The sequence below is a fragment of the Sphingobacterium anhuiense genome (assembly GCF_042686355.1).
In the GTDB taxonomy this organism is placed as follows: domain Bacteria; phylum Bacteroidota; class Bacteroidia; order Sphingobacteriales; family Sphingobacteriaceae; genus Sphingobacterium; species Sphingobacterium anhuiense.
The window spans coordinates 170461-183003 of record NZ_JBHUPE010000011.1 but is presented as its reverse complement, the minus strand read 5'-3'; the positions used below and the strand labels follow the sequence as shown (position 1 = coordinate 183003).

8 protein-coding genes are annotated in these 12543 nt (G+C 34.3%); 5 read left to right on the top strand and 3 right to left on the bottom strand.

Annotation, left to right across the window (positions count from 1 at the left end):
- Positions 1 to 17: 17 nt before the first annotated feature.
- Together ACFS6I_RS20755 and hpt are read left to right on the top strand one after the other, a co-directional pair.
- The gene (locus ACFS6I_RS20755) at positions 18 to 2051 is read left to right on the top strand and encodes a transglycosylase domain-containing protein (protein WP_243656001.1); all 2034 of its coding nucleotides are present in this window, start codon (positions 18 to 20) and stop codon (positions 2049 to 2051) included.
- Positions 2052 to 2591, top strand: coding sequence for a hypoxanthine phosphoribosyltransferase (gene hpt, locus ACFS6I_RS20750; RefSeq protein WP_132840969.1), 540 nt, complete (start codon positions 2052 to 2054; stop codon positions 2589 to 2591).
- Here the strand turns inward: hpt and ACFS6I_RS20745 are convergent.
- Positions 2588 to 3148 (bottom strand): DNA-3-methyladenine glycosylase I, encoded by a 561-nt coding sequence (locus ACFS6I_RS20745; protein ID WP_132769331.1) that lies wholly within the window; start codon positions 3146 to 3148, stop codon positions 2588 to 2590. The two genes, hpt and ACFS6I_RS20745, sit on opposite strands and share 4 nt — an antisense overlap.
- A 104-nt stretch (positions 3149 to 3252) precedes the next feature.
- Here ACFS6I_RS20745 and ACFS6I_RS20740 point away from each other — a divergent pair, with 104 nt between their 5' ends.
- From ACFS6I_RS20740 to ACFS6I_RS20730, 3 genes are all read left to right on the top strand, one after another.
- Positions 3253 to 4212, top strand: coding sequence for a DUF4271 domain-containing protein (locus ACFS6I_RS20740; RefSeq protein ID WP_021189410.1), 960 nt, complete (start codon positions 3253 to 3255; stop codon positions 4210 to 4212).
- Between the two features lie 12 nt (positions 4213 to 4224).
- Positions 4225 to 4995 (top strand): uroporphyrinogen-III synthase, encoded by a 771-nt coding sequence (locus tag ACFS6I_RS20735; protein ID WP_021189409.1) that lies wholly within the window; start codon positions 4225 to 4227, stop codon positions 4993 to 4995.
- A gap of 283 nt (positions 4996 to 5278) precedes the next feature.
- Positions 5279 to 6145, top strand: a complete 867-nt coding sequence (locus tag ACFS6I_RS20730) for a cupin-like domain-containing protein (protein WP_132769327.1) — start codon at positions 5279 to 5281, stop codon at positions 6143 to 6145.
- A 68-nt stretch (positions 6146 to 6213) separates the two neighbouring features.
- Here the strand turns inward: ACFS6I_RS20730 and ACFS6I_RS20725 are convergent, their stop codons facing one another.
- Positions 6214 to 9090 carry a PD-(D/E)XK nuclease family protein gene (locus tag ACFS6I_RS20725; RefSeq protein ID WP_380923461.1) on the bottom strand — a complete coding sequence of 959 codons (2877 nt, stop codon included), beginning with the start codon at positions 9088 to 9090 and terminating at the stop codon, positions 6214 to 6216.
- 3 nt (positions 9091 to 9093) lie between these two features.
- Positions 9094 to 12465 (bottom strand): UvrD-helicase domain-containing protein, encoded by a 3372-nt coding sequence (locus tag ACFS6I_RS20720; protein WP_380923459.1) that lies wholly within the window; start codon positions 12463 to 12465, stop codon positions 9094 to 9096.
- Positions 12466 to 12543 lie beyond the last annotated feature (78 nt).

The window sequence follows — 12543 nt, the reverse complement described above, 5'->3', positions numbered from 1 at the left end:
TTCTTCGCTCCAAGAAAATGCGAATCTTGTACATTGTATTAGGAGTTATTTCTATATTTATAGTAGCAGGAGGTGTATTCGCATATCAAAAAAGAGACGGTATCTTGTTGTCTGCAATCAACAAGGCAAAAGAAAAACTTGCGACCAAGTATGACTTGGACCTTAAAATCCAATATTATTCTTTTAAAGGCCTATCAGCTGTTCAGTTTCAGAATATTATTTTGCAACCTAAAGGTAAAGAGCAATTGGCCCATATTCAGGATCTGACTGTATCTATTCGAATATTTCCATTACTATTCGGTGATGTCAAATTAGGTCAGATCTTAATGAACAATAGTGCGGTCACTTTGATTAAGAAAGATTCAACAAGTAATTACGATTTCCTATTCAAGAAAAAAAATAGAGATAGCACAGCTAATGATAAAGCTGAAACTAATTTTGCAGAACTGGCCGATCGTATGCTAAAGAGCGTATTCTTTAAAATTCCAAAGGATATGGATTTGCAGAATTTCGAAATATCCTATCAGGATGATAGCACTTCACAGCGTATCTCAATTCCTGAGGCAGAAATCTCAGGTGGAGATCTTAAAACAAAATTCCTGTTGAATGATCATGAAGCCGTCTGGAATCTAGAGGGTACTGTCAATCCTGATGGGAAGGAAATGTATCTCCGGTTGTTTTCTGATGCAAAAGATGTAGAGCTACCATTGTTACGACGAAAATTTGGTTTAAGAGCAAGTTTTGATGCGTTGACATTTCGTTTAAATAAGGTCGATCGTAAAAATAAAGAGTTATTGTCGCTATCTGGTGAATGGGGTTTTGAGAATTTGAAATTGAATCATTGGCGTATTTCAGATAAAGATGTTCTTTTTCCTGAAGGTTTAATGAGTGGTATTCTTAATATTGGAAAAACATCTGTTGAAATTGATAAGGAAAGTAAGGTTAAGGTTAAAGAGTTTGAATTTAGTCCTTATGTAAAATATGTGCATAAACCTGATAAACAATTAGAACTGGCCATTCATACCGATCGAATTGAGGCTCAAAAGTTTTTTGATGCCATACCTCAAGGGTTATTTCATTCTTTAGAAGGTATACGTGTTTCCGGACATATGCAATATGATTTAAATTTTGCATTGAACTTTAAGAAACCGAATGAAGTGATCTTTACATCTAAAATGGATGACAAAGATTTAAAAATAGAAAAATGGGGTAATGCTAATATTCAAGAATTAAATACAGCATTTACCTACATTGCCTATGAGAAAGGAGAGCCCATGAGAACGATAGTACTTGGCCCTCAGAATAAAGATTTTACACCTTTAGATCAGATTTCAAGGTATATGCAGATATCCTTAATCAATACGGAAGATCCATTCTTTTTTTCTCATAACGGTTTTCAAGAAGAGGCTTTTCGTTTATCAATTGCTACAAATTTAAAGGAGAAAAAATTTAAACGAGGAGCAAGCACAATTTCGATGCAACTTGTGAAAAACGTGTTTTTGAACCGTAATAAAACGGTAGTCAGAAAGGTAGAAGAGATTATTTTAGTCTGGTTGATGGAGTCTTCTAAACAAGTCAGTAAGAAACGACTTTATGAAGTGTATTTGAATGTCATAGAGTGGGGGAATAATGTTTATGGGATTACAGAAGCATCTCGTTATTACTTTGGTAAAAAACCTGCAGATTTAAATTTAGGTGAAAGTATCTTTTTGTCTAGTATTGTACCTCGACCTAAGACGGGTTTATATTCTTTTGACTGGACAGGCCATCTGAAGTCAAATATGATCCGCTATTTTAATACCTATGGCAACATCATGGTTAAGACAAAGCAGATTGGAGTAGACTCTACGGTGTCTAATTATGGTTTTTATCAAGTCGAGTTGGTGCCACATCTTCGATCGGCAAGACCTGCATTTGTTGATTCAGTACAAACAGATACATTGGATCTAGAAGAGGGAGAAGATAATTTTCTAAACTTAGATGAGACAACGGAAGCCCACAAGCGATCTCTTTTTGATAAATTATTAGGGCGAAATAAAGAAGAAAAATAAATGAAACAGATACAGATAGATGAATTGCACTTTGAATTGATGATTGATGAAAATCAGATTCAAAAACGGATACGTTTGATTGGAGTTGATATTAATCATCGTTATGAAGATAAAAATCCAGTATTTATTGGTGTCTTAAATGGCTGTTTCATGTTTATGAGTGACCTTTTGAAGCAGGTTGTAATTCCTTGTGAAATGTCTTTTGTAAAACTATCTTCTTATCAGGGTACCAGCCAGGGGGAAATGAGTGAGCTTATAGGTTTGGGTATAGATCTTAAAGGAAGGGATGTTATTATTGTAGAGGATATAGTAGAGTCAGGTAATTCATTAAAGCATACCATAGCCTCCATCGAAAAGCAGTCACCATCCAGTGTAGTGGTATGTACGCTATTGTTAAAGCCTGAATGTTTACAAAATGATTTTGAAAACATTCAGTATGTAGGCTTTGAGATTGAAAAAGAGTTTGTTGTTGGCTACGGTATGGATTACAATGGTTTGGGACGAAATATCCCACATATTTATAAAAATATTGTTATTTAGTTTCTGAAAGTACAAGAATTAAGGTGATCGTTGACCATCCCTACAGCTTGCATATAGGCATAGCAAATGGTAGATCCAAAAAACTTAACGCCTCTTTTTTTTAGATCTTTAGAAATTAAATCAGATTCTAAGGACGTAACTGCGGTGTCCTTTTGTGTTAGGATGTTGTTTTCAATCCGCTCCCGATTGGGCATAAATTGATAGAGATATTCATAGAAGCTACCAAACTCTTCTTGAATTTTGATAAAAATTTGGGCGTTTGTTATTGATGTTTCAATTTTCCGACGATGGCGGACAACTCCCGTATTTGTTAAAATGTGCTCTACATCTTCAGGAGTGAACTTTGCCACAGCTTGTACATCAAAATCTGCGAATGCCTCCTTGTATTGGGGCCTTCTTTTCAATATGGTAATCCAGCTTAATCCAGCTTGCGCAGATTCCAAAATCATAAATTCAAAAAGGGTTTTGTCATCCTTAACTTGTTTACCCCATTCCAAATCATGATATTCCATATACAGCGGGTCGTTCCCGCACCATAAACATCTTGTTGTTGACATCTGTTCGTTTTTAATTTTGGTTGAAGTTAAGAAAAGCGTTTGTAATGTTTTTTTTCTAAGCCAATTTTTATCATAACTTTACAACTCTAAAGAGTTTCAAAGCGATGCAGGTGAAGTTAAGCTACATTATTCAGTTTATTTTTTTCATTTTTTTATCTTTTGCCCATAATGCAAAAGGACAGGAGACTGTTGATTCGATAAGCAAGATTTCCATTGATTCTGTAGCGATCTCAGATACGTTGGCTGTGAAACAAGTTCCAAAAGGACAGGAATTGCTCCATCCATCTTTAATACGGCCCTATCATATCGTAGAAATTGTTGGCGATGAAATTATTCTTCATAATTTGAACTCATATGCTGTTACACAATATTTTAAAACTAGTGATCTAAAAGGTAAAGATAAAGTACATGTTGGTATCTTAAAATATGAACGAAAAAGGTGGGTGTTATTTACAAGTCTATTTCTTTTTTTAGCATTTGCAATAGTTCGGTTTTTCTTCTCTTCAGATGTAAAATTAATTGTATCTGCATATTTTAATGAACGAATTATTGTACAAGTAAGTAAAGAAGATACCATATTAACCTCTTGGCCGTTTATCTTTTTATACCTACTGTTTTCTTTAGCACTTAGCTTATTTGTCTGTATATTTTATGCATACATCCTACAACGATTTGACTTCTTATCTTTTACCAATTATTTAAAAATATCAGCGATCATAGCAATAATATTTGCTTTAAAAATAGGATTTATAAGGTTTATAGCGTTTGTTTTTGAAATACAGCGATTAGTGAAAGAATATGTTACAATCTTATATTTAATTTACTTTAATTCATTGTTATTTTTACTGCCAGTAGTGCTTGTAGTAAGTCTTGTACCTTTAGAATATCTGTCTTATATCTTCAGTTTCACGGTAATCATCGGTATACTGCTGTTTTCTTATCGTTTTTTACGGACAGCGCTGAATGTTGTCTCTCAACAGCAGTTTTCAGTTTTTTATTTAATTTTGTATCTTTGCTGCCTAGAAATAGCACCTATTTTAATATTGGTGCGACTACTAAGCTAATTAAATGATAATATGCAAACTTCCGACGTAGAAAGAGCGAAAAAGGTAAAAAGTATATTGGTAACCTTGCCAAAGCCTGAAAATGATAAGTCACCATATGCTGCATTAGCACTGAAGTATAATTTAAAACTTGATTTTAGAGGTTTCATCCACGTAGAGGGTGTTCCAGCACGTGATGTAAGAAAAGATAAAGTTAATCTTGCTGATTTTACGGCTGTTATTTTTACAAGCAGAAATGCTGTAGATCATTTCTTTAGAGTCTGTGAGGAAATGCGTTTTGAAGTGTCTTCTGAGTTGAAATATTTCTGTATTTCTGAAACGATAGCTTTGTACCTTCAAAAGTATATTCAGTATCGTAAGCGTAAAATTTTCTTTGGAAAGCAAACAGCTAAAGATTTAGAAGACGTTCTTAAGAAGCATAAAGACGAAAATTTCTTATTTCCTTGTTCAGATGTCGCAAATGAAGAGACAAGTAAGTGGTTGAAAGAAAATGGCTATAAATTTACACCTGCTGTTCTTTTTAAAACAGTGGTAAGTGATTTATCTGATCTGAAAGATGTTTTTTATGATGTCATCGTATTCTTTAGTCCTTCTAGTGTGCAATCTCTGTATGAGAATTTTCCAGATTTTAAACAAAATCAAACCAGAATTGCTGCATTTGGTGGAAGCACGCAACAAGCATTACTTGAGCATGGCTTAGTTTTAGATATTCCTGCACCAACACCTAAGGCACCTAGTATGACAATGGCGGTTGAGGAATATATAAAAATGGTAAATAAATAAAAATATCATTATCTCAATTTGAGATGATGATCGAAATAAGGCTTAAGACGAAGTTTGATTGAATACTGAAAAGTTATTTGTACTTCTCTATATGTTTTTATTCAGTAATATTAAGATGATAATATAAAATTAAATGACAAGTGTCATTTAGTTATTTAGAATATTTCTACTAACTTGTGAGCTAAATTAGTACTTTAGCAGGAGTGATTGTTTTTAATCATGGCATAAGTTTAAGTAGAAATATTTTTTTTAAGTTTGTAGTAGTTGTAAAAACAGATAGCTTGTGAAATTAAAACCAGTTGATAGTATCTCAGGAATAACTCCAAAAGAATTTGTAAAAGATTACTTAAAAAAAGGTCAGCCTGTAATTATTAAAGACTTTATAAGTAAGGATAGTGCATGTTGGGATAAATGGAGTTACGATTATTTCAAGGAAATTGCAGGTCAAGAGCAAGTAGATGTGTATGGGCGTGAAGAAAATTCTCAAAATCATGCTGCAAGTCCTCCTGTTGGGAAAATGACTTTGGCAGAATACTTAGATAAAATAAGTGCAGAACCTACCGAGCTACGGTTGTTCCTTTTTAATCTGCTGAAGATTAGACCAGAACTAAAAAAGGATGTTATTTATAACGATGTGACCGGTGGTAAAGTGATTCAATGGTTACCTTACTTATTTTTTGGTGGAGAAGGGTCGTCAACAAGAAATCACTTTGATATTGATATGTCACATGTGTTTATTTCCCAGTTTCAAGGATCTAAGCGGATCTGGTTATTTCCAAATGATCAATCTGATTTATTGTACAAATTACCCTATAATTTTCATAGTATAGCCAATCCTAAATACAGTACTGAAGCTGAATATCCTGGATTACAATTTATAAAAGGCTATGAAGCGGTTATAAATCCTGGAGATACGTTATATATGCCGGCAGGGTGGTGGCATTATATCCAATATGATACGGAAGGTTATTCCATCTCAGTTCGGGCTTTAGCAAATACATTCTCTGAAAAGTTAATTGGTGCACGCAATTTGTTCATCACTCGTTATTTTGATGATGCTATGCGTAGGATCTTTAAAAAGAAATGGTTGGATTATAAGATAGAAATGGCAATAAAACGAGCGCAAAAAGCGATTAAAAAATTAAAATAGTATATTTTAATTGATAAAAAGAGCTCCGTCCGACACAAAAGGGTGGAGCTCTTTTTATGATATTACATTTATTCTTCGTCTTCTTCGTCGATTGCGTTTTTGTAAAATAAAATATAAGGATCAGAATCGTATATTTTTGCTTTTGGATCATGTCTAAAAGGAATTTCTGGATTGAAGATCTCTTCCAAAGTAGCTTTTAGAAAGGAAATAAATTCTTTTTTAACTTCTGCAAGATATACTGTTTCTAGCACTTCCGATTTAGCGTAAAATAAAGTTCCTTCTTCCCTCATTTTTCGAGCAACATACAGATTAGGTTCTATTCCGATACGTCCTGTTACCTGCTCATAGACATAGGTATAAAATAAAGTTTGCACCAATGCTTTATTCTCCGTGTTTTTGATAAACACTTTATCCAATGACTTAAAATTGACTTCGTCAGCGCCTGTTTTATAATCAACAATACGTATTTTGACTGTTTTATCTTTTAATAGCACTTCATCCACGCGATCAATAATACCGTATATACGTACATTTTCCTCTTTCCCTTCAACCTCGATAGGAAAATCCATGATATAGTCTTCATCATTTTCCAATTCAATGATTTTGATGCCAATAAAGTGATCGATGTCATGTTGAACCAGTAATCTGACATATTCAGAAGAAATCTTATGCATGATCCGCTGAAGACTATTTAGCGAATTTAGTCCCGTGCCTTCCAATTGATATAATTCAATTATTTCGGCAATAATTAAAGCATCTACTGTCTGTAATGATTGCTCTAATTTTCGTATAGGTACAAATTGATCTGCACCTTTGAATGGTAGATAGACCTTTTCCATCACGTTGTGAATAACAGTACCCAAATTGTTCATTTCAAATTCTTGCGAGATACTGGGAGGTTCTTTAATCTCAGCTACATATTTCAAGAAAAATTGCAGGGGAGATTGTAAATAAGTCGTGAGCGCTGTTGCAGAAATTTTCTTCTTATTAGTAATGAAATCCGAGCGCAATTTATCCCAAACTTTTCCTTTTTTGTCAATGATAACTTCATCTTGATCAGGTAAAAAGGTAATATTTTGCTGTTGATTATGTTTTAAAAAATTGAACTTGCTTTCAAACTCCAGCTGTTTGATAAAGCGGCTTTCCTCTCCAGATGAACTTTCGCTAACAATACCATTATACAGCAGATGGATCTCGGTACTGTATTGAAAATGACGATAGAACAAATATGCGGAAAGCGCGTCCTGGTTCTCCAGAATCGGTAATCCATAAGCCTGTCTTAGTGAATTGGGGATGAATGTTGGAGAGCTAGATGTTTTGGGCAATATACCCTCATTTGCACCTAAAACATAAACGTGGTCAAAATTGAGACAACGACTTTCTAAAAGCCCCATGATCTGAAGTCCTTCAAGTGGATTACCCTCGATTGCCGAATTGATATTTGCAATTGCTTTACTGATCAGTCCAAATTGAAATGGTAGGCTTAGCGGTTGAAGCGATTCTAGGCCTAAATTAAGCTGGTTTAACGTCTTTCTTACTTCAATCAATAAGTTGCTGTCAATCTGTTTTATTCGATCTTCCTGCGCTAGATTTTGCAGTAGATTATCAATGATATGAATCAATATAGCAATTGCTTCCTCTATCTTTACAATGGGGTGGAAGAAGTGTGCTAAACTTGAACTTTTGAAGGAAAGCTCTTTGATTTCTACTTCGAAAAGCTGTTTATCTGATATAAGCTTTTGAATGTCCAACTTTTCCTCTTTAGACACATTGGTCAATGGGTGATTGATAAATGTCTCAATCAGTGTGTATGGAATTTTATTTTTTTTCTGATGTGTGATGAGGTGCTGTACCTCCATCCACAATTCTATAATGCCGTAGATGGGAGATTGAGTCAAAGGAAAACCGGTGGTAATATTAGGTTTCACATCTGGAAGACTTTGTAATAGCGATACTAGTAAAGATTCATCTGCCAATAAGATAGCAGAAGATTTGCCTTCCTTTTCATTATTTACTAAAATATCATGCAATAACTTGGTTTGCGATACATTTCCGGTTGCGGAATAAAGGTTTACATCTGAATAGCGATTGCCAATAACATTTGAACTTTCAACTAATGCATTTTTCAATCCGCTTTCAAATATGTTACGACGAATAAATAATCCTGCCTCTTGTTGTTTGTCATCTAAATAGTAAGCATCTGCATCAAAATAGAATAATGCCAAACCTGCATCTTGCCACTTTTTGAATAAAGTAGCTTCTGCTTTGCTCAAAGCATTGAAGCCTACAAAAATGATTTGTTTATACTGTTGGTGGAATGTTTGGTTTTTTGCTTTTCCATCCACAATATCACGGTAGATGGTCGGCATATTTGTCATTTTTTTAACTTTTAATTCTTCTTTAAACGACCGATATAGCACCGGAAGACGTCGCCATAATTTTAAAAATCGTTCTTGTACAGCAGTATGACCTGCTATGGAGAATGATTGCCAAAATTGACGGATAAAATCCTGCTGTTCTGCAGTGAAATGTTGAAACTGTAAATCAATTTGGGTATTGTCAAACAATTCCATAAAGATTTCGTCTATGTCAACAAGATCATAATCCAGCTGTGAAAAATCACTCAATATGGTTTCTGCTATTGGGTAAAACTCTTCTAAGGTTTCCGCTTCATGACCTTCCTTGGCAAGGAGTTCATTGTGTAAATGATAGAGAATAAAAAATTGTGCAATAGGTGTAGCCTCAGACAAATTAGTAGACAGACGAAAAAATTCTTGAATGGTAAAAAATTGTGGTGACCAAATTGCTTGACCATATACCTCAGCTAGATGTTGTTTGAGGTAGTTAATCGGTCTCTTATTATTGAATATAATAGCAGTTTCGTGTAGATCTTCTCCAAAACGATTTTTCAAATCGATAGCGACGTCTTTTAAAAATGGATTCATTTCTTAGTTTTTTGCTTGTATGATAACCTCTACTAAATCATTTGACTTGGCGTAAAATAAAAATCCTTTCACATTTTTATACCCCAATTCTTCCAAAGTTTTGACATATTGTTTGACTTGTTTCTGATGTGACAGCGCTTCGCTCTGTGTAAATTTAAAGTCTAATACGATTGTCTCTTCTTCACTTGTGAAAACTTTATCAGGACGTAATGTTTCTCCTTTAGCAGTAATAATAGCCGATTCATTCCAAATTTTGAAATTCCCAGTTAACCATTTATTAATCTGTTGGTGTTGCCAAATTTGGTTGACTTCATGTAAAATCGCTGACTTTTCTGAAGGTGTGAATATTCCTTCAGAAATATATTGATTTATAATACCATCAATTTCCTCTTCAGAAGTAATAATCGACATAATTTCGTGAGCCATTACACCATATTGGGACGCTTTATCCAATAGCAGGATACTGGTGATGGTGCGCTGTGATGATTTATCAAAGGCTTTATCCAATTCTTTTGAAATCGGGTATTGCTGTAAGGCAATTTTGCCAACTTCAATCTTAGTGCTTTTTTCTCTACGAATAACATGGTCGATATGCAATTCGTTGTCGGTAAGTGTAAAGGCTCCATTATTGCTGTCAAGCACTTGATAAACAATATCACTGATTAAATCATTTTTTACATCCATTCCCATTATCTCTCCCGTTTTTTTGTCAACGATTTGCTTAAAAGCAGGAGCCGATATATAAAGATGTTCTATTGCTCGGGTTGTCGCCACATAAAATGTATTAAGGGCATCCATATAATTGAAAACCATCTCTTCATAATATTTTTGATAGAGTGTTGATTGCCCTAAAGAAGAGGTATATTTTATGGGCGCCTTTCCAATAATTTCAAGAGCTGTACCTTCCGTATCTATCCAGAAGTTTCCGTTGGTCATACCATCTAATGTCCAACTGCAGAAAGGAATCATAACGACATCGTAAGCTAAACCTTTAGATTTATGTACAGTGGTTACCTCAATGGCATCCACTTTGCCCGAAGAAGGAAGTACCGCCTTCATACCATCTTCATCCCAAAAGGTTAAGAACTGGTTAATTCCGCGTTCCCCATTTGCAGAAAAATTAGCGATCATATCTTTGAATGCAAGAATATAAGGCAAATGTGGGTTGTGTAATGAGGTTAAACCATAAACTTCTATCAATTTTTCAACGAGGTGAACTAAGGGTAATTTTTGCCAATTTTCCCAATTTTCAATCAGATCCTTAGGGAGGTCCTCATTTAAATTAAGAACATCATTTTCCTTAAATTTCAACCAGACTTCGGCATTGAAATTTTGCTCTTTTTGAATAATATGATAAAGATGTGTGATTTTAGCTTTATATAATATGTGCTTATCCGTATTAAAAACAAATGCTTTTAATGTTTCGATCAATAGCTGAATACCTTCGTTAGCCTCTAATGCCAGTGCGTCTCCAGAGATAACTTCAAAATGTAACTGTTTTTCATTTCTATAATTCATTAATTCGTGGATAATCAATCGCGCCTGTTTATTCGATCGTACAAGGATTCCGATTTGATTAGCTTGGTATCTGCCCGAAGTAATCCATTCTTCAATCTGTTCACATAAGGAAGATACTGCAAGACTCTCAACTTGTGTGTTTCTTCTCACGTTATTTTCTACTTCAAAATATTTGATGGTAATGGAACCCTTTTGTGATTCATCTAAGACCTTTGCTTCTGGAACCTTTTGTGACGCACCATTGTAGGCTTTATTAATCATGTGGTCATATCCCATTTCCTGCCACCATATTTGTCCTTCCGTAGTAAGATTAGTAGCAATATGTTCATTAAGTAACTGTTGGATATGATCAGGTACTGTCTCAAATAGGTAATTATTGAAATGAATAATATTTGGAAGACTTCTATAGTTCACATCCAGCGAGCCATTCTCAACAAGTTCTTGTAATTCCTGCTCGTTTGAAATATGAAAGGCATCTGCTACTTGTTTTTCAGCCTGTTCCAATAGTATTCGCCAATCTCCATTTCTCCAACGGTAGATACTTTGTTTAACATCACCAACGATTAAATGCTCGGATAGTTCCCCCGATGCATTCCCAAGGGCATTAATCAATAAAGGACTGTAATTTTTCCACTGAATGCGGGATGTATCCTGAAACTCATCGAATAAGAAATACTGATAGCGATTCCCAATCTTTTCCCAAATAAAAGTAGGATCTCCATGTTGATCTAGCCCAAGCTTATTCAATTGGATCTGCGCATCGGAAATTAATTGTGCATTATTTTCCTTTCGCCATTGCGCTAACAAATCACTCATTTCTTTTAAAAGACGGAGGTAGTAGAAATTCTTTTGGAATGCCTCATATGTGATATAAGTGCTTAATTTATCCTGTAATATTTTGAAATTTTTTAAGATAGGTAAAAGTGCCTGCTGTAGTCCGTAATTAACTTCTTTTTTGCCATCTAAAAATGCATCTTCCTTATCTAGGAGCTCTACATATTTACCAATGATCTCCTGTAGTTTAGAAGTACTTTGTTTGAATACGTTGTTCTTTGAATTAGAAAGCGAGTAAATCGGATTTCTACTTTTTCCTTTTAAGTCAGCAGAATCCATATTTAATGCCTTAAAAGTATTTGCAAAACTTTTTATTTCCTCATGAACTGCTTCTAGAAATATTTTTGTAAAGTTTTCAATTTCTTTATTTAAAGTATTGAATACTTTATCCGAATCTTGCGATAGGAGGTGTTTGTCAAACTCTTTAAAGTTTTCAGAAAATATCTCATTCGCCAGATTGGTTAATTCACGACGATAGTTCCAGTTTTCATTATTTAAAATTTTCTTTTCCGCATATTCAATAATCCATTCCAATAAATCAGGGCGTTGATCTAGAAGTTGATTTAACATGACAGTAAGGTCCTGCCGCACCTTACTTGTATTCATTTCAATCTTGTAAGCAGCATCTAAATTGAGTTCGTAAGTAAAGCTTCTAATCACTTTTTGCGAAAAACCATCAATGGTACTGATAGTAAAATGGCTATAATCATGTAAGATTTTACGATAAACACGATGTGCTTTTTCTTGAATTGAAGTCGTACTCCAATATGGAAATTGGGTCAACAATAAACGTCTATAATCATCGATTTTTCGGCTTTGGTCACCTTGTGCTAATCCTTTTAGAACAGATAAAATCCTTTCCTTCATCTCAGCGGTCGCTTTGTTAGTAAAAGTGACGGCCAATATTTCACGATAACTGTTTTCTTTTGAAAGTAATAAAGTCAGGTAATGGACAGTTAAGCTGAATGTTTTGCCTGAACCAGCTGAGGCTTTTAATATTTTTAATGGCGCTATCGATGACATGAATTCAATTTGATTTGGAAGGATGAAAATACGCTTATTAATTTGAATAGACAAAATTGCTAATGTGTACGGAACCTT